Raw genomic sequence first — 22,252 nt, 5'->3', positions numbered from 1 at the left:
AGGCCGGACGCCTGGCCGTGATCGCCGAACCAACGTCTCACCGCACTTCGGAGTGGTGGGCAGCTCCATCAGGAGGAATTCGCGTGGCTCCATCCACAAACAACCAACGCAACGTCGTCTTCGTCGACGGCATTCGCACCCCGTTCGGCAAGGCCGGCCCGAAAGGCATGTACGCCGACACGCGCGCAGACGATCTCGTCGTCAAGGCGATTCGTGAGCTGCTTCGCCGTAACCCGCAGCTCGATCCCGCACGGATCGACGAAGTGGCTGTCGCAGCCACCACGCAGACCGGTGACCAGGGCCTGACCATCGGCCGCACCGCTGCGATCCTCGCCGGTCTCCCCGAAACCGTTCCAGGATTCGCCATCGACCGCATGTGTGCCGGCGCGATGACCGCCGTCACCACCACCGCGTCGGGCATCGGCTTCGGCCAGTACGACGTCGTGATCGCCGGTGGCGTCGAGCACATGGGCCACCACCCGATGGGTGAGGGCGCAGACCCCAACCCGCGCTTCCTCGCCGACCGCCTGGTCGACCCGAGCGCCCTCGTGATGGGTAACACCGCCGAGAACCTGCACGACCGGTTCCCGACCATCACCAAGGACCGCACGGACGCCTACGCCGTCAACAGCCAGAACAAGTACGACGCTGCCAAGAAGGCCGGCTTCATCGCCGACACCCTGGTCCCCGTCGCCACCCGCAGTTCCGCGGGCTGGGGTCTGGCCACCGAAGACGAGCCGCCGCGCCCCGGAACCACCGTCGAAGATCTCGCGAAGCTCAAGACGCCGTTCCGCCCGGCCGGACGAATCACCGCCGGTAACGCCGCCGGACTCAACGACGGCGCCACCGCAGCACTGCTCGCCGGTGAGGACACCGCAGCCGAGCTCGGCCTGCCGGTCGGCATGCGCATGGTGGGCTTCGCCTACCAGGGCGTCGACCCCGCCGTCATGGGCATCGGCCCGGTTCCCGCCACCGAGAAGCTCCTGGCACGCACCGGCCTGAAGATCGAGGACATCGGACTCTTCGAGATCAACGAGGCGTTCGCCGTTCAGGTCCTCGCGTTCCTCGAGCACTACGGAATCGCCGACGACGACCCGCGCGTCAACCAGTGGGGCGGCGCCATCGCGTGTGGCCACCCCCTCGCTTCCTCGGGCGTTCGCCTGATGACGCAGCTCTCCCGCCAGTTCGCGGCGCGTCCCGACGTGCGCTACGGCTTGACCACCATGTGCATCGGACTCGGCATGGGCGGCACCGTCATCTGGGAGAACCCGAACCACGCTGACTACCAGGCAGGGGTTAACTAAATGTCTGATATTGCAACAGCATTCGCCGACGAGGTCGTGACGAACGCCTACACGAAGATCATCTCGGTCCCCGGCATCGAGGGCCCGTTTGCACTGATCACCCTCGACAACGGCTTCGACCACACCAAGCCGTCGTCATTCGGTCCCGGCGGACTCGCAGCATTCGACGCTGCCCTCGACGAAGCCTTTGCAGCCAACCCGGTTGCCATCGCCGTCACCGGCAAGCCGTTCATCTTCGCCGCCGGCGCGGACCTCAAGGGTGTTCCCGCGATCACCTCTCGCGAGCAGGGACTCGAGCTGGGCCGCTTGGGTCACAAGGTGTTCCGACGCCTGCGTGAGTCGTCCGTTCCCACGTTCGCCTTCATCAACGGTGTCGCTCTGGGCGGCGGCCTCGAGGTCGGCCTGCACAGCCACTACCGCACGGTTGCCGCCAATGCGGGCGCACTGGGTCTTCCGGAAGCATTCCTCGGCCTGGTCCCCGGTTGGGGCGGAACGCAGTTGCTCCCCAACCTCGTCGGCCCGTCGAACGCCGTCACCGTGGTGATCGAGAACTCGCTGAACCAGAACAAGGTGCTCTCCCCCAAGAAGGCACTCGAACTCGGCGTCGTCGACGTCGTTCTCGATTCTGCCGACTTCATCGAGCAGTCCCTCGCCTGGGCGTCGCAGGTCCTCGCCGGCACAGTTACCCCCGCTCGCCCCGAGATCGATCGTGGCCAGGGCTGGGACGACGCGATCGCTCGTGCGAAGGCGATCGTCGACGGCAAGACCAAGGGCAACGCTCCCGGCGCCGTCAAGGCCGTCGAGCTGCTCGAACTGGCTCGCAGTACCGACATCACCGATGCCGCCTCGCTCGACAAGGGCTTCGCGGCCGAGGACGAGGCTCTTGCCGATCTCCTCCTGACCGACGAACTCCGTGCAGGTCTGTACGCCTTCGATCTGGTGAACAAGCGCGCCAAGCGCCCCGCCGGAGCACCCGACCGCTCGCTCGCCCGCAAGGTCAGCGGCGTCGGCATCGTCGGTGCCGGTCTCATGGCCAGCCAGCTCGCACTGCTCTTCGTCCGCCAGCTCAAGGTGCCGGTCATCCTGACCGACATCGACCAGGAGCGCATCGACAAGGGTGTCGGTTACGTCCACACCGAAATCGAGAAGCTCCAGGGCAAGGGACGCCTGTCCCCCGACGCTGCGAACCGCCTCAAGGCGCTCGTCTCCGGCTCACTCGACAAGGCCGCGTTTGCCAAGACCGACTTCGTCATCGAAGCCGTCTTCGAGAACATGGACGTCAAGAAGAAGGTCTTCGCGGAACTCGAGCAGTTCATCGCTCCCGAAACCATCCTCGCGACCAACACCTCGTCGCTCTCCATCACGGAGATGGCGTCCGAGCTGAAGCATCCCGAGCGCGTGGTGGGCTTCCACTTCTTCAACCCGGTTGCCGTTCTCCCACTCCTCGAGATCATCAAGGGCAGCAAGACCGACGACGCTACGCTCGCAACGGCTTTCGCCACCGCGAAGTCACTGAAGAAGTCTGCTGTCCTGTGCGGCGACAAGGCCGGCTTCGTCTTCAACCGCCTCGTCACCCGCACCTTGGGTGAGGTCATGTCCGCCGTCGACGAAGGCACCCCCTTCGACGTCGCGGACAACGCCATCGCCGAACTCGGCATGCCCATGTCGCCGTTCACCTTGCTGGCCCTCGTCGGACCCGCAGTGGCTCTGCACACCGGTGAGACCCTGCAGGAGTCGTACCCGGACCGGTTCAAGAGCTCACCTGGACTCGAAGCACTCGTCGAGGCTCGCAAGCCCGGCGTGTGGACCTGGGGCGAGAACGGTCAGGCCGTCGATCCCGAGGTCGCCGCACTGTGGCCGCAGGGTGACAAGGTGTCCACTTCGGAAGAGGTCCTCGAGCGCACACGTCGTGCGTTTGCCGAGGAAATTCAGATCATGCTCGACGAGGGCGTCGTAGCGGCAGCCGAGGACATCGACCTCTGCCTGCTGCTCGGCGGCGGGTTCGGATTCTGGAACGGCGGCATCACGCCGTACCTTGACCGGACCGGTACCTCCGAGGCTGTCAACGGCAAGCGCTTCCTCGCACCTGGTGTTGCCAGCGTCTGAGTCAGTCGATCGACCCGTCACGGACGGCGCGCCTTCGGGTGCGCCGTCCGTGGCGTTTGCGCAGGTTCAGAATAGGGTTCCCACATCGTCTTTCACGATGTTCTCGAGCGCACGCTCTGCGACGGCGGCGATAGTCATCGACGGATTGCACGCAGCGGAGTTCCCCGGCAACAGAGCGCCGTCGAGCACGTACAACCCCCGCTGGCCCAGAACCCGACCATCAAGATCGCACACCGAGTTCATGCAGGCACCGCCGAGGGGATGCCAGGTGGACGGCAGTAACGCGTTGGTGTCGGTGAGCAGTCCTCCTGCCGCGATCCGCTGGGCCGCAGGTCCGATGTGGCCTTGCTGGATCGCAGAGTCGCCATCCCTCGGCCAACGGAGCACCGCCTCGCCTCGCGCTGAGTCGTACACGAACCGACCTCGGTCGCTGCTGACCCCGAATCCGACCATCACCGTGCTGTGAGCGTCGAACGCCACCGGCGGGAACGACGCCTGAATGACGGTGAACGCGTTATGCGGGTCGTCCCAGTTCCGGCTGCCGTAGACGACCGGCCCGCCCTGTGTCGCACCGAAATTCTCCGCGAGATCCGACCAGATGTAGATCCGGTCGGCATTGGTCCCCCATCCCGCGCCGAGTTCGTCGGGCAAATCCGTGATCCGCCCCGTTGCTGCGGCGCGGACCAGGAGTTTGGTGGTGTTCATGCTGCCGGCAGCCATCACGAGCGCATCCGTCGTCAAAATCTTGTTCTCGAGAATCTTGCCGGAAATGTCGGTCCGGTCCACGTACACACGCCACCGTCCGTCGGCCGCCCGCTCGACATCGGTGACCTGGTGCAGAGTCTCCACATTCACCAATCCGGTCGCTTCCGCTGCCGCAATGTAGGTGACATCCACCGAATGCTTGCCCCCGTTGTTGACACCGAGCGCGCCGTCACCGTTGGTGTACGACGGCTTCATCTCACCCCTCAGTTCGGCCAACGCGTAGTTCCAGTCGATCGGCATCGGAATCTTCGACACGGGTAGACCGGAACGCGTTGCGTTACGCGCGAATACACGTGCCGCCTCGTAGTTCGGGCTGGAAATCAGTTCGTCGGGTGCAGTTTCCACTTGCAGCATTCGCGCCACCCGCGGGTAATGGACGCGGTCCATTCGTGCGTAATCGAGCTCCTCCGGAAAGTGCGTGTTGAAGACCGCTTCTTCCGGTTGCAGCGTCATCCCTTGGTACACAAGCGATCCGCCGCCCACCCCGGCTGCGCAGATCGCGGTCATGTTCTCACCGGTCACCGTCTCCAACAAACCCGCGTATGGCTCGAAGATCGCCGGCCTGCCGAACAGAGTCGGGTTGGACTGATGCCAGAGAATACGCTTGTCCGGACTGGCGGGATGCGGAAAAGTTTCGGCATTCGGCCCGGTCTGCCACCGAATCCCTCTCTCCAGCAGGGTGACCGGAACCCCGGCCTCGGCCAAGCGAAGTGCCGTCACCCCTCCGCCGAACCCCGAACCGATAACCACGACACGGTGCACTTCACGTGTCAGCGGAATCCCTGTTGCAGCCTTGGCAGTGCGTGGCGCCATCATCGCGACTCCCACGGCGGCCGTACCGGCCAAGAACGATCTACGTTTCACTCCGGACATGACTGGTGCTCCCTCGAAGAATGTCGCCAGAGAATTCCGGGCACGCCAAAACTAGACACTCTGACGCTCGAGTGTCAAGGTTTTGGCGGAGCAGGCGAGGAACTACGAGGTCGACCGGATTGCGGGCCCGAGCCACCTCGAGAGAAAGGCCCGCAAGGAGTCATCGGAATGGACGAGGTCACTGTCGAATGCAACAACCGAAAGCCCCAGTCGCACGGCAATTTCCACTATCTCATCCAACTCCGCCTCCGTGGCGAGGCCACGTTCGACCATAGGGGCGAGCATCTGACCAGCGAAAGGTATTGCTCGACTCATCATTTCGAGATCGAAGACAGGGTTTCCCCGCTCGGCGAGGAGCAGAGTCGCGAGCACCGGGTGAGCACGCACGGCAGTTCGCGCGGCAACGATGAATTCGACGACGTAGTCGCACGCCGTGTCAACCGACTCCACCTGTGCCGTGATCTCCCCGAGAACCTCGACAGCGAGACCGCCCATCGCCTGGGAGACGACCTCTTCACGTGTACCGAAAATCGAGTACACCGTCTGGCGCGAGACACCGGCCGCGGTGGCAACTGCGGCAATGTTCACAGCCTCGAATCCGCCACCTTCGATCAGCCCGAGGGCGGCGCCGAGAATCTTCTGCTGTGATCGCACGAGGAAAGTATCGCCCACCGAAACGGCGCCCTGAGAAGCGCGGTCGAGATCCGACTCCCACCTGCATAAACGGCACGATCGGTTTCGTTTGGCTGCCGAAATTCAGTAGGTTAGGCTGCCCTTCATGAAAACATCTGTTCGGGGCTTCACTGCCCTCGGTGCGGCTGCAATCGCGGTCACCGCACTTGTCTCGTGCTCCTCGGATTCAGGCACATCCACGACATCCCAAGGTACGGACGGATTCCCCGTCAGCATCGAGAACACCTTCGGCACCACGACCATCGACTCGAAGCCCGAGCGCCTCGTCACCCTCGGATGGAACGCGCAGGACATCCTGTACGCACTCGATCTGACTCCGGTCGGACAGCCCAAGTACACCTACGGTGCGGACGACAACGGCGTCATGCCCTGGGCCCAGGACTACTTCGACGCGGACAAGACAACGCTCTTCGACATGCCGGCCAGCGGAGAACCGCCGATCGAGTCCATCGCGTCGTTGACCCCCGACGTCATCCTGGCGCCGTACGAGGGCTTCGAGGAATCCGTCTACAACCAACTGAGCAAGATCGCACCGACGGCCGCTTATCCCGGCGCAGCGTGGCAGACGTCCTGGCAGGACCAGACCCGCATCGTCGGCAAGGCAGTCGGCAAGAGCGAAGAGGCCGAGAAGCTCGTCGACGGCCTCGACGCGACTCTCGCCGATACCGCCGCAGCCCACCCGGAGTTCGCCGGAAAGACATTGGCAGTGGTCAACTTCGACACCGATTCGAGCAACATCAACGTCTATCTGCCCACCGACCCGCGGGTCCAGGTGCTGACGGAACTCGGATTCGTCAACGCGCCGGGCGTCGAGAAGCTCGCCGCGGACAATGCAGGTGGATCGTTCTTCAAGACGATCTCCTACGAGAACATCGCCGACATCGACGCCGACGTGATCGTCGGCTTCACCGACGGCTCCGGTGATCCGTCCGGCATACCCGCAGTCGGTGGACTCGACGCGGTCAAACGCGGATCCACCGCATTCCTCAGCGACACCCGCGTCATCGGCGGACTGAGCAACGTCAACGTCCTGAGCACGCCTTGGGTCCTCGGCCAGATCACACCGACGTTGAGTGAAGCCGCAAAGCGCGCGACCGCCTAGAAACGGGATTTTCACGACACCCTCAAAGCCAACTCCCACGGCATGAACTACACGAGCGGGTTCACACTGAAGCCTGACGCCACGGGCACGATCCTCGAGATGTACTTCTCCGGGGAATCCGAATCCACTTCACGTATCTCGAAGATCTTCACAGCGGTATTCGGTCGATTGGGCGCGCGAGTGACCGGAAATTCATGGCAAAGGATCTCGAGGACATCGCAGCCAAAGCTGAGAGTCTCGCGGGTAAGTAAACCGCCCTCACCTGCACCGACATTATTGTATGCATAATGACTGCAATCAATACCTTGTCTCTGCGTCCGGTTGTTTCGACCTGGGAATGGACTCAGCTGGATAACGGCGCGTGAGTCCCCGCCAAATCTCGTCCGGTGGGCGTAGCGTGCAGAGTGCTCGCGGATGGATCGACGCATCGGGGTGTCGACCGTAGGGCCTTTGAGGGGGCAGGAATGGCATTCAGCGGAACCGCCTCCGGCGGTGGATCCGGCGCTACTCGCGCCGACGTCGGACATGCAGTGCTCTTCGCCGGCGCCGCCGCGCTCGGCGGTTTTCTGTTCGGATACGACACCGCCGTCATCAACGGGGCAGTCGGTGCGATCCGAGACAAGTACGACATCGGCGCCTCGGGCACCGGGCTCACGGTCTCACTGACTCTGCTCGGCGCAGCACTCGGCGCCTGGATCGCAGGCACACTCGCAGATCGCCTCGGCCGCATCCGCGTCATGCAAATAGCCGCGGTGTTGTTCATAATCGGCGCCGTCGGTTCCGCAGTTCCGTTCAGCGTCTACGACCTCACGTTCTGGCGCGTGGTCGGCGGCCTGGCCGTCGGTTTCGCATCGGTCATCGCTCCGGCGTACATCGCGGAGATCTCTCCCGCTGCGATTCGCGGCCGTCTCGGTTCGATGTACCAATTGGCGATCGTTCTCGGAATCGCCGTGTCGCAGTTGGTCAACTACGCACTCCAGGCCGCGGCCGGTGGCGATCGCAATCAGATCGCGGGCCTCGAGGCCTGGCAGTGGATGTTGATGCTCGAAGCCGTTCCCGCAGTTCTGTATCTGATCATGACGACCACGATTCCCGAGTCGCCGCGATTCCTCGTAGCGCAGGGCAAGGACGATCGCGCTCGCAAGATCATCTCCGACCTGGAAGGCGGCGATCACGACGCCGTCACCGAGCGGATGAACGAGATCCGCGACTCGCTCAGCGAGAAGCAAGCCAAAACCACGGTCCGCCAACTCTTCTCGAAGCGGCTCGGCGTCTCCCACCTCGTGTGGGTCGGTATCGCGTTGGCCGCACTGCAGCAACTGGTCGGTATCAATGTGATCTTCTACTACTCCAGCACCCTGTGGCAGGCAGTGGGATTCGGCGCCGACCGCTCCCTTCTGATCAGCGTCGTGAGCGCCTTGGTCAACATCGTCGGTACGTTTGTCGCCATCGCCGTCATCGACCGGGTCGGTCGAAAACCGCTGTTGTTGGTCGGTTCCGCCGGTATGGCCATCTCACTGGGCACCGCGGCATTCTGTTTCCATTCGGCAACAGTGACCAAGAACGAGATCGGCGAATCTGTGGCCACGCTGACCGGAGCCAACGCGACTGTCGCACTTATCGGTGCGAACGCATTCGTGTTCTTCTTCGCTCTGTCCTGGGGCCCGGTGGTCTGGGTGTTGATCTCCGAAATGTTCCCCAATCGCGTGCGTGCTGCAGCAGTAGGAATTGCGACCGCCACCAACTGGGTCGCGAACTTCCTGGTCTCCTGGACGTTCCCGGCACTGGCCGATTGGAATCTGTCGTACACCTACGCCGGCTACGCCGTCATGGCAGCGTTGTCACTGTTCGTCGTCCTGCGATTCGTGAAGGAAACACGAGGCAGCACACTCGAATCCGTCCAGTAGCGAGATCTCACGGTTTCACACCGAAAAGCGGTGGCCCTCGGATTGATCCGAGGGCCACCGCTTTTCGAGATTATCGTGAGACGAGCCGTCAGCCTTGCGCGACTTCGCCCTGAGCCGAAGCCGACGACGCGTCTTCCTGGACGTGGACGCCGACGCTGCCCATCCCCGCCACCCAGCCGGTGATCTTGCGGGAGAGGTCCTGAGCCGTGAGTCCGAGTTCCTTGTGGATGGCTTCGCGGCTGGCGTGATCGAGGAACTGCTGAGGAACGCCCATGTCGCGGCACGACGTGTGCACTCCGGCAGCACGCATCGCGGCCGAGACCGTCGAACCGATGCCGCCGTGCAGACCGCCGTCTTCGATGGTGACCACGAGGGCGTACTTGTCCGCCATCTTCACCAGCGAATCCGCGACCGGCAGAACCCATCGCGGATCAACGACGGCAACCGAGATGCCCTGCTTGTCGAGCCGCTCGGCAATCTCGAGCGCCAAGGATGCAAACGGGCCCACCGCGACGAGGAGCACGTCGCCGCGCTCACCCTCGCTGGCCTTGAGGACGTCGACCATTCCGTCGAGTCGCTTCACTGCCGGAATCGCTTCGGGTACAGCACCCTTCGGGAACCGTACGACCGTTGGGCCGTCGTCGACGAGAAGCGCCTCGTCCAACTCTTCCCGCAGTGTGTCTGCATCACGCGGTGCCGCGACGCGAATCCCCGGGATGATTCCGAGCAGCGAAAGATCCCAGACGCCGTTGTGGCTGGCGCCGTCGACTCCGGTGACCCCGGCGCGGTCGAGCACGACTGTCACCGGTTGTTTGAGCAGTGCGACGTCCATCAACAACTGGTCGAAAGCCCGATTGAGGAAGGTCGAGTAGATAGCAACGACGGGGTGAAGGCCGCCAAGTGCAAGACCGGCGGCCGAGGTCATCGCATGCTGCTCGGCGATACCGACGTCGAAGATCCGATCGGGGAACTTCTCACCGAAGGCCGCGAGGCCGGTGGGCCCGGCCATCGCCGCGGTGATGGCGACGATGTCCTCACGACGTGAAGCCTGCTCGATCAATGCGGCCGAGAAGACCGACGTCCAGTCCGGCGCGGACGACTTGGTGCCGCGACCGGTGACGGGATCGATGACGCCGGTGGCATGCATCTGGTCGGCCACGTCGTTCTCGGCGTGTGCGTAACCGTTGCCCTTACGAGTGACGGCATGCACGATGACCGGTCCGCCGTAGGCCTTCGCCCGGCGCAACGCCGATTCCATGGCGGCTTCGTCGTGTCCGTCGACCGGTCCGAGGTACTTGATACCCAGATCGGTGAACATGACCTGAGGGCTGACAGCGTCCTTGAGACCCGCCTTCATTCCGTGCAGGACGGAGTACGCGGTGCGCCCCACCCAGGGCAGTCTCTTGACCATGCGTCGGCCACTGTCGAGGGCGCGCTCGTAACTCGGTGCGGTGCGCAGTGCCGAAAGATGGTCGGCGAGGCCGCCGATGGTCGGCGCGTACGAGCGGCCGTTGTCGTTGACGACGATCACCACCGAACGGTCTTTTCCGGCTGCGATGTTGTTGAGGGCTTCCCAACACATTCCGCCGGTCAGGGCGCCGTCACCGACGACGGCGACAACGTGGCGATTCTGGCCCGTGAGCGCGAAGGCCTTCGCGAGGCCGTCGGCATAGGACAACGCGGCGGAAGCGTGAGAAGACTCGACCCAGTCGTGTTCGCTCTCGGCGCGGCACGGATACCCGGACAGTCCGCCCTGCTTACGCAGAGTGTCGAACTGATCCTGACGACCGGTGAGGATCTTGTGCACATAGGCCTGATGGCCCGTGTCGAAGATGATCGCGTCCTGCGGCGAGTCGAAAATTCGGTGCAGTGCGAGGGTCAACTCCACGACGCCCAAGTTGGGCCCGAGGTGACCACCGGTCGCAGCGACCTTCAGCACGAGGAACTCACGAATCTCGTCGGCCAACTCCGTCATCTCGGCGTGGCTCAACTGACGTAGATCGTCAGGACCCTGAATGCGGGCAAGAACACCCAACGAGATCGCTCCCTCCGTGCTTCACAGCTGCACCGGTGCGCGCCGCGGCTGTCTTCGCGACAGTGCTGCCAGTCTACGGAGCGTTCCGGCGAACCGACACGCGGACTCGGCCCGAATCCGGTGTGACTTCGCGTAACAGCGAAATCCCACGGATCGCTCGTGATCGCAATCACAGACAAATGGGATCCGTCGCAATCGACTCGACAACTCTTGTTCCACAAAACGACCGCCATGTCGGCTTAAGGTCGACATATGGGAACTGTGGTCGAAGACCTTATAACGCGAGTGTTCGACGAAGTCCGATCACTCGACGAGGGCGAGTTGGCCGACTACATCCCCGAACTCGCTGCGGTCGCCCCCGATTCGTTCGGAATCTGCATCGCCACCGTCGACGGTTACGTCTACGAGATCGGCGACTCGCGAATCCCGTTCACCATTCAGTCGATCTCGAAACCCTTCACCTACGCCTTGGCTCTCGCCGATCGGGGAAGCGAGGCGGTTGCCGCGAAAATCGACGTCGAACCATCCGGCGAGCCGTTCAACGAAATCAGCCTCGACCCGCTCACCGAACGGCCACGAAACCCCATGATCAATGCCGGGGCGATCACCGCTGCATCACTGGTCGCCGGCCCGAATCCCGAGGCCCGCTTCGAGCGCATCCGCTCGGCGTACTCGAGGTACGCGGGCCGCGAACTGGCATTCAACGAGTCGGTCTACACCTCCGAGGCGCGCACCGGTCACCGCAACCGCGCGATCGGACACATGCTGCGATCCTTCGACGTCATCACCGGCAATCCCGACGAGGCCGTCGACCTGTATTTCCGTCAATGCTCGATCGACGTGACCTGCCGCGACCTGAGTCTGATGGCTGCGACGATGGCGAACAACGGTGTCAATCCGCTCACCCACGAGCGCGCGCTGGCTCCCGCGGGCGTCGAACAGGTCCTCAGCGTCATGGCTACGTGCGGAATGTACGACGGTGCCGGCAAGTGGCTGGTAGAGGTCGGATTGCCGGCCAAGAGCGGCGTCGGCGGCGGAGTCCTGGCGGTTCTGCCTGGCCAGATCGGCATCGCGGTGTACTCCCCCAGGCTCGACGTTCACGGAAACAGCGTTCGCGGAGTTGCGTCTGCCCGCGCACTGTCGAAGGAACTCGAACTGCACTTCCTCCACGTGACGCGGGCGTCACGCTCGTCGATCCGGGCCAGGTACAGCGTCATCGAAGCACCGTCGCGAGTACGACGCACCCCGACCGAACAGGCTGTGCTCGACGACGTCGGCAAGCGCAGCCGGGTCTACGAACTGCACGGCGATCTCCTCTTCACCGGTGCCGAATCGGCGGTCCGCGAAATCGGCTCGGTGGACGAGGGCCTCGAAGTTGTAGTCATCGACGTCCGCCGTGTCGACGACGCAAGCGACGTCGCAGTACGCATGATCACCGCGCTGCAGGTTCAACTGGCCGAGCAGGCTTGTGCGGTGGCCGTCGTCGATCCGCAAGGACTGCTGGGACAACGAAGTTCGAGCATCGACCCCGCCAGAAGAAGTGGTCGGGTTTTTGCGGATCTCGATTCCGCCATGCAGTGGTGCGAAGACACGTTGCTTGCGGTGCATTGTGAGGCCGAACGGCAGGCGTCGACGATCTCGATCGAGGACCACCCAGTTCTCGATGCTCTGTCCGCGGCACAGATCGAGGGATTCTCGGCAGAGTTGGAGACCCGTACCTATGCCCGCGGCGAGAAGATCGCCCGCCGAGGTGAATCGGCGTCTGGCTTCTACCTGATTCTCAGTGGCCAGGTCAGCACCATGTTCACCGACGCGCACGGGGTCGAGCACCGCATCACGACGCTCTCCGCCGGAATGACGTTCGGCGAGATGACGATGTTCCTCGACACTCCGTTCCTCAACGACATCCGCGCCGATTCCACGGTCACCGTGGCCGTGCTGACTCCGGAGCGATATGCAGAACTGACCGCACAGGCACCCGAGTTGAAACTTGCGCTTCTCGAACGACTGGCTGCGGGAGCCTACGAGCAATTGGACCTGATGTTGCGGAGTGTCATATCCGCCGGACGAATCGGATAGGAAGTACACATGCCGACCACCGCCCTCACCTCGGAACCGTCCACTGTCACGGTGACCGGAACTGCCACTGCAACAGCTGTTCCCGACATCGTGCGGCTGACGATCGGAGTATCGGTGACACAGACGGCCGTTTCCGACGCATTCGACGCCGTCGCGCGTCTGTCCACTGCTCTGACCGAGACCCTGCACGCGCGCGGTGTGCGCGGAGCGGACCTCACCACCGCCGGGCTGAGCGTCCATCCGCAGACTCACTGGAGTGACGGAGGCCGCCAGGAGACAACAGGATTCACCGCATCGACAACTTTCCGAGTCGTACTGCGAGAGCTGGAGCCGGAAGCGGCGAACTCCCCCGCCGCCGTCATCGCGGCGTGTGTATCGGTGGGCGGCGACGCGATTCGGCTCGACGGGCTCGAGTTCGACCTCGACGACCGCAGCGATCTGGCGACAAAAGCACGCGAATTGGCATGGACGGCAGCCGAATCGAAAGCCAGACAGTTCGCAGACCTGGCAGACAAAGATCTGGTCGAAGTTCTCGAGGTGCTCGAGGACTTCGACCAGATCGTGCCGATGCGCGGACGTGTCGCGGCGATGAAAGCGGATTCGGCCCCGATAGCCGTCGAACGCGGAGAGATCGAAGAATCGATCTCTGTCCGCGTTCGATGGGCTATGGCGTGACAGAACTGTTCAGAAGACGCGGCCGGCGGTAGACCAGCCGGGCATGCGGATCAGCGAGTGAGGTTCTTCTCTTCGTTCTTCTCTTCGCGCTCTTCTTCGTACTTCTGCTCGGCGTCAGGAGTCGCGATGTCGATCGTGGTGCGCAGCGGACGGTTCGGGATGAAGATGACCGACACGAGCGTGACCACAGCGACGACGGCTGCGACCAGGAAGATCCGTCCTGTTGCGTCGCCGTAGGCGAACCGAACGATCTGCGAGACGAAGTCAGGCATATTGCTCAGGTCGAGGCCGTCCTGGAGGCTCTTTCCAGCTACTGCCTGCTGCTCGGGCGGCAAGGTGGAGACCGAATCGACTGTCAGTGTCTTGACGCGAGTCGCAAGAATCGAACCGAGCACCGACACGCCGATCGCGCCGCCGAACGTGCGGAAGAACGCCACGATACTGCTGGCCGCACCGATGTTCTCGACGCTGACCGTGTTCTGCACCGCGAGCACGATGTTCTGCATCAACATGCCGGTACCCAGACCGACGATGGCGATGAAGATTCCGATGGTCCAGAGGCTGGTGGCGTGGTCGATCGTCGACAGCAGCCCGAAACCGACCAGCAGCAGTACCGCGCCGGCGACGATGAAGGGCTTCCACTGACCGAACTTGGTGATCAGCTGTCCCGAGCCGACGGAGGCGACGAGCATGCCTGCGACCATCGGAATGGTGAGCAATCCGGCTTCGGTGGGATCGAATCCGCGTGCGGTCTGGAAGTACTGCGTCAGGAAGGTCGTCGCGCCGAAGAGGCCGACACCGACTGCGATCGAGGCGATGATCGCGAGAGCAGTTGTGCGCTCGGTGATGATCTTGATCGGCAGGATCGGATCCTTGACCTTGGATTCGACGAACATCGTCAGGCCGAGCAGGGCCAGACCACCGATGACGAAGAAGGCCGACTCCTTCGAGAACCAGGCGTAGTAGTCGTCCTGACCGGCAAACGAAACCCAGATCAGCAGGACGCTGACACCGGCGGTGAGCAAGGTGGCGCCCATCCAGTCGATGGAGACGTTGTCCTTCTTCACGGTCTCGACATGCAGTGTGCGCTGAAGCAGGAACAGTGCGATGACTGCCAACGGAACACACACGTAGAAGCACCAGCGCCAGCCGGCAGTGTCCACGAGGACGCCGCCGAGGATCGGTCCACCGGACATCGAGACGGCCATTGCCGCACCCATGTATCCGGAGTAGCGACCGCGATCTCGCGGCGGGATGATCGTGCCGATGATGGCTACGACGAGAGCGGTCAGGCCGCCCATGCCGATGCCCTGGATGACACGTGCACCGAGCAGCAACGGAACATTGTGCGCCGCGCCGGCGATGACCGAGCCGATCACGAAGATGACGATCGCGGTCTGGACCAGGACCTTCTTGTTGTAAAGGTCGGCCAGTTTGCCCCAGATCGGCGTCGATGCCGCAGTGGCGAGCAGTGCCGTGGTGATGATCCAGGCGTACTGCGTCTGAGTTCCGTGCAGTTCACCGATGATCGTGGGAAGCGCTGTCGAAACGATGGTGCTGCTGAGCAGCGCGGTGAACAGCGCTGCGATCAGTCCGGTGAGTGCTTCGAGAATTTCGCGGTGAGTCATCGCGCCCGCTTCGCGAGCCGATCCGTCACCTCCGGTACTTGCCCGGGTTTCTCCTACTGTTGCTGCCATGTGCCTTATCTCCCAATACTTTCTACGCCCGTGTGCGGAACTGCCGGTGAGGCCTGCCGATTCGATGCGCCGAACGTCTCGTTGAGACGTTGCAGCGATGTCACTGCGGCCATGGCCTCTTCCTGGCTCCAGTCTTCGAGCATGTTGCGCAAACGCGCCGCACGCCGCTGCGTGGTTCTCCGTAAAACGTCGTGTCCCTCTTCCGATACTCGGATGCGGAACGCCCGCTTGTCAGCCGGATCGGGATTTCTCTCGACATACCCCGCGTCGACCAGATCCGACATTTGTCGGCTGAGCGACGACTGACTGACACATAGATCGACGGCCAATTCGTTCTGTCGGCACTCCCCACGCGCTGCCAGCATGAACAACACACTGACCAGCGCAGGCGGCAGCAGGCTGTCTGCACCGGTGGTGACCGCGGCTCGCAGCGATCTGCCGAACATGAAGATCGTGTCGACGAGCGCCTGGGCCGTCTCCGGCTGTACCGACATTGCCTACCCCTGAATTCGAGCGGCCCGAACGAGCCGTGACTTGAAAACGGAAAACTACTTGCAGAACGAAACTATACGATTAGTTGCGTAATGCAAGCAACTGTTCTGAACGCGAGAAGCGTCACACCGTTTCAGGGAAAGATTTCGGGACGCGTCAGCGTTCGAGGAGCGCGATGCACTCCATGTGGTGAGTCTGAGGGAAGGCGTCGAACGCCCGGAGGCCGCCGATTCTGAAGCCCTGCTCCAGGTAGAGACCGATATCGCGGCCGAACGACGCCGGGTCGCACCCGATGTGCACGATCCGTTCAGCGCCCGTTGCTGCGAGAGCTTCCACGACCGGACGGCCGGCTCCCGCACGTGGCGGGTCTAGCACGACGACGGCAGGCGAACGCTCCAGATCCGCGATGACGTTCTCGACGCGGGCGCTGTGGAAGCGCACCTGACCGAGATCGGACAGAGCTGCCCGCCCGTCCGCGACTGCGCGCGCCGAAGATTCGACTGACTCCACCACGCCGGACGGCCCGACAAGGTCGGCGAGCACGGATGCGAAAACCCCGACTCCGCCGTAGAGATCCCACGCCGTGTCCGCGGTAGCGGCTCCGGCCCACTCCCCGACCACCTGTGAGTACGCGTTCGCAGCGCCGCGATGGGCCTGCCAGAAACCGGTCGCGGCCAGCGCCCATTCTCGATTGCCGACGCGCTCGATCACTGTGTCCGATCCGATGGCCACTCGGGTCTTTCGCGGGCCGCCGCTCGCCGCTCGGCGTGCCATCGCGCCGCGACGCCCCGGCGTCCGCCGTCCCGTCTTGGACACCGCGGGTGCGGCAATTTCCACGACGTGCCGCTGACCGGCAGCGTCGAGAACGACCTGCAGCTCGCTCCCTGGCGCCCATTGCGCACCGCCGAGACCGTCGTACGCGCTCTGATCGATCTGGGTGCAGCGCAGGTCCGTGACGATCCGGTTGCTCCGGTACGCGTGGTATCCCGCGACCCCGTGCCCGTCCACCGCCAACCGGACTCGCGTGCGCCAACCCGTTCCGTCTCCGGTTCCAGGTAGTTCCTCTACCGCGACGTCCGATTCGACACGAGCGAGTCGCAGAAGCTGCTCACGCACGACCGAGGTCTTCATCTCACGTTGGACACTCAGATCCGCATGCGAGTAGTCGCAGCAGCCCGCCCCGCCCGGGCCGGAGATCGGGCATGTCGGATCGATGCGATGCGGAGATGCGTCGAGGACTGTGATCGCGTCGGCGCGGCAGAACGATCCGCCCTTGTCCTCCGTCACCCGGACCAGCGCCCGCTCCCCCGGCAAACCGTGACGGACGAACACGACCCGTCCCTCGTGCCGGGCGACGACGAACCCGCCGTGACCGGGGTTGCCCAGATCGACCTCGAAGGTCTGCCCGGTCCAATTCTCACTCAACGAACTACGCCTGCCATTTCGATGTTGCCGATCATTTTTCGCCGGTGATCATTTCTCGCCGGTGTCGTAACCGCGACGCGTGGCGCCTGCGGTCTTCTCGATGTCCAGCGGCTTTGCCTTTGCCGACGAACTCAGCTGCCACGGAACGCTGGTCACCATCACGCCGGGCTGGAAGAGCAGACGACTCTTCAGACGAAGCGCGCTCTGATTGTGCAGGATCTGCTCCCACCAGTGTCCGACGACGTACTCGGGAATGAAGACGGTGACGACATCACGCGGAGCATCGCGTCGTACACGCTTGACGTAATCGAGAACCGGCTTGGTGATTTCGCGGTACGGCGACTCGATCACCTTGAGCGGAACCGTCACGTCGCTCTTCTCCCACTCACGCACGAGTGCACGGGTGTCGGGCTCGTCGACGTTGACCGTGATGGCTTCGAGGGTGTCCGGTCGCGTGGCTCGCGCGTAGGCGAGAGCTCGCATCGTCGGCATGTGCAACTTCGAGACGAGCACGATCGAGTGCGTGCGGCTGGGAAGTACGCCGTCCCACTCCTGCTCCTCGAGCTCGGCTGCGACGCTGTCGTAGTGCTTGCGGATCATCTTCATCACGATGAAGATCGCGACCATCGCGACGATGGCGATCCAGGCGCCGGCAGCGAACTTGGTGATCAGAACGATGATCAGGACGGTGGCGGTCATTGCGAGACCGATCGAATTGATCACTCGCGAGCGCTGCATCCGGGCCCGCTGTGCCTTGTCGGTCTCGGACTTCAGATGCCGAGTCCAGTGCTTGATCATGCCCGTCTGGCTGAGCACGAACGAGACGAAGACGCCGACGATGTACAGCTGGATGAGCTTGGTGACCTCGGCGCCGAACACCACGACGAATGCGATCGCAGCACCGGAGAGGAAGAGGATTCCGTTGCTGAATGCCAGTCGGTCGCCGCGCGTGTGCAGCTGACGCGGTAGGTACCGGTCCTGCGCCAGGATCGATCCGAGTACCGGGAATCCGTTGAACGCGGTGTTCGCAGCCAGAACCAAGATCAGTGCCGTGACGATCGCCATGAAGAAGAATCCGATCGGGAAACCACTGAACACGGCTTCGGCGATCTGCGCGATCAAGGTCTTCTGGTGGTAACCCTCCGGCGCACCGACCAGCTGTTCCTGCGGATTGTGTGCGTAGACGATGCCGATCTTCTGAGCCAGGATGATGATGCCCATCAACAGGACGATGGCGATCGACCCGAGCAGCAGCAAGGTCGTGGCCGCGTTGCGCGATTTCGGCTTCTGGAACGCCGGTACGCCGTTACTGATGGCCTCGACGCCGGTCAAGGCAGCACAGCCCGAGGAGAAGGCGCGCGCGATCAGGAACGCGAAGGCAATTCCGTACAGATGCGAATCCTCGGCGTTGAGTGTGAACGACGACGATTCCGCGTGCACGTCCTCCCCGAGAACGTAGATCCGGAAGAACCCCCACCCGAGCATCAGGAACATGCCGACGATGAATGCATAGGTCGGAATAGCGAACGCGGTCCCCGATTCACGGATACCGCGAAGGTTGACCGCGGTCAGCAACACGATCGCCGCAACCGCGAACAACACCTTGTGCTGTGCGACGAACGGCAGAGCCGAGCCGATGTTCGACGCCGCCGACGAGATCGACACGGCGACCGTCAGCACGTAGTCGACCATCAGCGCACTACCGACGGTCAGACCGGCGGTCGGGCCCAGGTTGACCGTCGCGACCTCGTAGTCGCCGCCACCGGACGGGTATGCATGGACGTTCTGGCGGTAGCTCGCCACCACCACAGCCATGACGATGGCGACGGACAATCCGATCCAGGGCGTGTACGCATACGCGGAAATACCCGCGACGGAGAGAACCAGGAAGATTTCTTCGGGGGCATACGCGACGGACGACATCGCGTCGGACGCGAAGACCGGTAGTGCAATTCGCTTGGGTAGCAGCGTGTGCCCGAGTTTGTCGCTTCGGAACGGCCGACCGAGCAGGAGCCGCTTGGTAGCGGTCGAGAGCTTAGACACGTGCAAAGCGTAAGCCGTCTCGCCCGATTCGGAGTCATCAGAGCCCCAACTTCACCTTTTGTCGTGACACCCGGCACGCAGGCGACCGTTGTACTTGCTCTTCCCGTGAGGGGCTGTACCGTTCGATTCGGCGTGCAATCGCGCCATGAGGGTCCATGAACGGAGTAGGGCGTGTATGTCGTCATCATGGGGTGCGGTCGAGTGGGTTCTTCCCTCGCCGCGTCTCTGACCAGGATCGGACATGAGGTCGCCGTCATCGACCGCGATCAGAGTGCGTTTCTGCGTCTCGATCTCGACTTCCCGGGAACCAAGGTTCTGGGAATGGGGTTCGACCGTGACGTGCTGGTCCGGGCGGGCATCGAGCGGGCCGACGCCTTCGCTGCGGTGTCATCGGGAGACAACTCCAACATCATCGCAGCGCGAGTCGCACGCGAGACTTTCGGCGTCGAACGCGTCGTCGCGCGTATTTACGACGCCAAGCGTGCCGCTGTTTACGAGCGCCTCGGCATCCCCACCGTCGCGACCGTGCCGTGGTCGACGGATCGCTTCCTTCACACGCTGACCAAGGAAAGTCAGACCGCGAAGTGGCGCGATCCTTCGGGCACTGTTGCGATTACCGAACTTGCCCTGCACGAGGATTGGGCCGGCAAGCCGATCGCACTACTCGAGAGCGCGACCAGTTCGAGAGTCGCCTTCATCATCCGATTCGGAACCGGCGTGCTCCCCGATCGCAAGACCGTCATCCAGGCCGACGACCAGGTCTACATCGCCGCGGTATCGGGAACTGTCGCCGAAGCGATCGCACTGGCCGGCAACCCGCCGCCGAGTGACGACTGACGGAGGCCGCAGATGACTGATCCGAACGCCGCCCCTCACAACAAGCCTGCGACTGTGTTGCACTACAACGTGATTGGAAGTTCTCGATGAAGGTCGCCATCGCCGGAGCCGGCGCAGTAGGCCGCTCCATTGCGCGAGAGCTGATTCGAAGCTCACACGACGTCATGCTGATCGAGCGCAAACTCGATCACATCGAACCGGAGTCGGTGCCCGAGGCGAAGTGGGTACACGCGGACGCGTGCGAACTCAGCCGCCTCGAGGACGCGTCGATGGAGTCCTACGAGGTCGTGATCGCCGCAACCGGAGACGACAAGGCCAACCTGGTCCTCAGTCTGCTCGCGAAAACCGAGTTCGGCGTTCGCCGAGTTGTCGCCCGCGTCAATGATCCCCGCAACGAATGGCTCTTCGACGAGTCGTGGGGCGTCGACGTCGCCGTCTCGACACCGCGGATGCTCGCTTCGCTCGTCGAAGAAGCCGTCTCCGTCGGTGACCTGGTCAAACTGATGACACTGCGGCAGGGGCAGGCCAATCTCGTCGAGATCACGTTGCCCGACAACACACCTCTTGCCGGAAAAGCCGTCAAGAAACTCGAACTTCCGCGGGACTGCGCACTGGTCACCATTCTGCGGGGCGGGCGTGTGATCGTCCCGCAGATGGACGATCCCATCGAAGGTGGAGACGAACTCCTGTTCGTCGCGGCCGTCGACGCCGAGGATCAGTTGCGCGTTGCACTCCGCCTGGAGAACTGACCGACGAACACACTGACGACGAAAGGGAATCACATGGCACAAGCACCCGAAAACACCGTAGTCACCGACAATCCAGCCCAGAGCCGGTACGAGATCCATGCAGACGGCGACCTCGCCGGCATCGAGGACTACACCACGTCCGGTGACGTCGTCTCGTTCAACCACACCGAGATCTACCCGGCCTTCGAAGGTTTCGGGCTGGCCGCGATTCTGGTCCGCCAGGCTCTGGACGACCTACGCGCCCGTGGCCTCAAGGTTCACCCGGTCTGCCCGTACGTCGTGAAGTTTCTCGACAAGCACCCCGAGTACCAGGACCTGATCAGCTGAGATCGCGGTCTTCGCGCGGCTTCGTCAGATTCACCGAGCCCACCTCTTCGGACCCTGCGTCCGTTGCGGTGGGCTCGCTGCTTTCGGGCTCGACAACCGGTTCCGGCTCGACGATGCGATCGGCCTTGCGCACAGCCCAGACCGTCACGAGCAGCACCAAACCGGTCAACGGCCAACCCATGCCGATACGCGCGACTGCGAGCCATCCGGTGTGGTCGGTGTCGTAGAGCTGTGACTGAACGAGATACCGTGCACCGAAGACCAGCGCCCACGCCGCCGTCGCGATGTCGTAGAGCCGGACGGCGGAGCTGTGCTTGCGCCAGAGATTGCCGTGCCCGTTGAGATAACCCCAGATGATTCCGACGAGGGGCCAGCGCACGAGGATGGAAATCAGGAAGACCGCACCGTAGGCGAGGCTCGTGTAGATACCGAAGAGGAAATATCCTTTGGCATCGCCGGTGCGATAGGCGATGAACGCGGAAACTCCGACTCCGAGAAACCCGGAAATTGCGGGTTGGAGGGAATCCTTGCGGAAGAGGCGCCAGGCCGCGATAGCGACAGCGACGCCCAATGCGGCCCAGATTGCCGCGGTGAGGTTCCAGATGCTGTTGACCGGGACAAAAATCAGAATCGGCAAAGACGAATAGATCAGACCACTCAGCCCGCCGAGTTGGTCGATTACCGATCGCTGTTGTGTTTCAGTCACCTGTCGAGGGTGCCACAGTCACCGAGTTGCACGGTAAATGCGGGAAACGCGCCTATTCGCCGCGCAGTTCGTAGTAAGGGTTGAAGATCGCCTTGCGACCGTCACGCTCGCCCACACGACCGCGGATCAGCAGGGTCTTACCGGTCTCGATTCCCGGGATCCGGCGACGCCCGATCCAGACGAGATTGATCACCTCGGTGCCGTCGAAGAACTCGGCCTCGATGCTGGCATTTCCCGACTTGGGACACGCGTCGACGCTGCGGAGTCGGCCCACCATCGTGACTTCTTCACCGCGACGACAATCGCAGGCCTTCTGACCTCCGGAAGCCTTGTTGGACTCGGCCATCTCCTGGGCGTCCAACTGGTCGACGTCCTCGGTCAGACGCTGGGTCAGTCGACGAAAATATCCTGCGGCGGCGGGTGCCATTGCGCGCTCC

Annotated in this window: 18 protein-coding genes; 9 read left to right on the top strand and 9 right to left on the bottom strand. The window is 63.2% G+C overall.

Going from position 1 to position 22,252, the window contains the following annotated elements; genetic code table 11:
• The first annotated feature begins 83 nt into the window (after window positions 1-83).
• Both AC3WQS_RS19450 and AC3WQS_RS19445 read left to right on the top strand, forming a co-directional pair.
• Complete coding sequence (locus tag AC3WQS_RS19450; RefSeq protein ID WP_279218999.1) at window positions 84-1,304, top strand: thiolase family protein; 1,221 nt, start codon at window positions 84-86, stop codon at window positions 1,302-1,304.
• Window positions 1,305-3,410 (top strand): 3-hydroxyacyl-CoA dehydrogenase NAD-binding domain-containing protein, encoded by a 2,106-nt coding sequence (locus AC3WQS_RS19445; protein ID WP_047888396.1) that lies wholly within the window; start codon window positions 1,305-1,307, stop codon window positions 3,408-3,410.
• Window positions 3,411-3,476: 66 nt separating this feature from the next.
• Here AC3WQS_RS19445 and AC3WQS_RS19440 read toward each other — a convergent pair whose 3' ends face one another.
• On the bottom strand, window positions 3,477-5,048 hold the full coding sequence (locus AC3WQS_RS19440; protein WP_080910839.1) for a GMC oxidoreductase: 1,572 nt from the start codon (window positions 5,046-5,048) through the stop codon (window positions 3,477-3,479).
• 102 nt (window positions 5,049-5,150) lie between these two features.
• Window positions 5,151-5,702, bottom strand: a complete 552-nt coding sequence (locus AC3WQS_RS19435; RefSeq protein WP_029255269.1) for a TetR/AcrR family transcriptional regulator — start codon at window positions 5,700-5,702, stop codon at window positions 5,151-5,153.
• 124 nt (window positions 5,703-5,826) lie between these two features.
• On the opposite strand from AC3WQS_RS19435, the gene AC3WQS_RS19430 reads away from it, so the two are divergent.
• Entirely contained in the window at window positions 5,827-6,843 is a 1,017-nt protein-coding gene (locus AC3WQS_RS19430) for an iron-siderophore ABC transporter substrate-binding protein (RefSeq protein WP_020969505.1), read from the top strand.
• 464 nt (window positions 6,844-7,307) lie between these two features.
• Window positions 7,308-8,750, top strand: coding sequence for a sugar porter family MFS transporter (locus AC3WQS_RS19425; protein WP_019748260.1), 1,443 nt, complete (start codon window positions 7,308-7,310; stop codon window positions 8,748-8,750).
• Window positions 8,751-8,838: 88 nt separating this feature from the next.
• Here the strand turns inward: AC3WQS_RS19425 and dxs are convergent, their stop codons facing one another.
• A complete protein-coding gene (dxs, locus tag AC3WQS_RS19420; protein ID WP_019748259.1) occupies window positions 8,839-10,785 on the bottom strand; it encodes a 1-deoxy-D-xylulose-5-phosphate synthase in 1,947 nt (648 codons plus the stop codon).
• A gap of 252 nt (window positions 10,786-11,037) precedes the next feature.
• Here dxs and glsA point away from each other — a divergent pair, with 252 nt between their 5' ends.
• Both glsA and AC3WQS_RS19410 read left to right on the top strand, forming a co-directional pair.
• Complete coding sequence (gene glsA / locus AC3WQS_RS19415) at window positions 11,038-12,864, top strand: glutaminase A (RefSeq protein WP_019748258.1); 1,827 nt, start codon at window positions 11,038-11,040, stop codon at window positions 12,862-12,864.
• Window positions 12,865-12,873: 9 nt separating this feature from the next.
• On the top strand, window positions 12,874-13,539 hold the full coding sequence (locus tag AC3WQS_RS19410) for an SIMPL domain-containing protein (RefSeq protein ID WP_019748257.1): 666 nt from the start codon (window positions 12,874-12,876) through the stop codon (window positions 13,537-13,539).
• Between the two features lie 50 nt (window positions 13,540-13,589).
• Here the strand turns inward: AC3WQS_RS19410 and AC3WQS_RS19405 are convergent, their stop codons facing one another.
• From AC3WQS_RS19405 to AC3WQS_RS19390, 4 genes are all read right to left on the bottom strand, one after another.
• The gene (locus AC3WQS_RS19405; protein WP_019748256.1) at window positions 13,590-15,236 is read right to left on the bottom strand and encodes an MDR family MFS transporter; all 1,647 of its coding nucleotides are present in this window, start codon (window positions 15,234-15,236) and stop codon (window positions 13,590-13,592) included.
• A 5-nt stretch (window positions 15,237-15,241) separates the two neighbouring features.
• Window positions 15,242-15,730 (bottom strand): MarR family winged helix-turn-helix transcriptional regulator, encoded by a 489-nt coding sequence (locus tag AC3WQS_RS19400; RefSeq protein ID WP_003942624.1) that lies wholly within the window; start codon window positions 15,728-15,730, stop codon window positions 15,242-15,244.
• Window positions 15,731-15,884: 154 nt separating this feature from the next.
• Entirely contained in the window at window positions 15,885-17,153 is a 1,269-nt protein-coding gene (locus AC3WQS_RS19395) for a class I SAM-dependent RNA methyltransferase (RefSeq protein ID WP_020907565.1), read from the bottom strand.
• 48 nt (window positions 17,154-17,201) lie between these two features.
• The gene (locus tag AC3WQS_RS19390; RefSeq protein ID WP_007732857.1) at window positions 17,202-19,196 is read right to left on the bottom strand and encodes an APC family permease; all 1,995 of its coding nucleotides are present in this window, start codon (window positions 19,194-19,196) and stop codon (window positions 17,202-17,204) included.
• 171 nt (window positions 19,197-19,367) lie between these two features.
• Between AC3WQS_RS19390 and AC3WQS_RS19385 the strand changes: the two genes are divergently transcribed.
• The 3 genes from AC3WQS_RS19385 (at window position 19,368) to AC3WQS_RS19375 (ending at window position 21,109) form a co-directional block, all read left to right on the top strand.
• A complete protein-coding gene (locus tag AC3WQS_RS19385; RefSeq protein WP_019748254.1) occupies window positions 19,368-20,033 on the top strand; it encodes a potassium channel family protein in 666 nt (221 codons plus the stop codon).
• Between the two features lie 86 nt (window positions 20,034-20,119).
• Complete coding sequence (locus AC3WQS_RS19380; RefSeq protein ID WP_003942632.1) at window positions 20,120-20,782, top strand: potassium channel family protein; 663 nt, start codon at window positions 20,120-20,122, stop codon at window positions 20,780-20,782.
• A 33-nt stretch (window positions 20,783-20,815) separates the two neighbouring features.
• A complete protein-coding gene (locus AC3WQS_RS19375; protein WP_019748253.1) occupies window positions 20,816-21,109 on the top strand; it encodes a GNAT family N-acetyltransferase in 294 nt (97 codons plus the stop codon).
• Here the strand turns inward: AC3WQS_RS19375 and AC3WQS_RS19370 are convergent.
• Together AC3WQS_RS19370 and AC3WQS_RS19365 are read right to left on the bottom strand one after the other, a co-directional pair.
• Window positions 21,102-21,815, bottom strand: a complete 714-nt coding sequence (locus AC3WQS_RS19370) for a DUF3159 domain-containing protein (RefSeq protein ID WP_019748252.1) — start codon at window positions 21,813-21,815, stop codon at window positions 21,102-21,104. The genes AC3WQS_RS19375 and AC3WQS_RS19370 overlap by 8 nt on opposite strands.
• A gap of 52 nt (window positions 21,816-21,867) precedes the next feature.
• Window positions 21,868-22,242, bottom strand: coding sequence for an OB-fold nucleic acid binding domain-containing protein (locus tag AC3WQS_RS19365; protein ID WP_003942613.1), 375 nt, complete (start codon window positions 22,240-22,242; stop codon window positions 21,868-21,870).
• Between the last annotated feature and the right edge of the window lie 10 nt (window positions 22,243-22,252).

The organism is Rhodococcus sp. FW305-130 (assembly GCF_058788335.1).
Note: the sequence above shows the minus strand (reverse complement) of the source record. Positions and strands in the feature narration are given on the sequence as shown.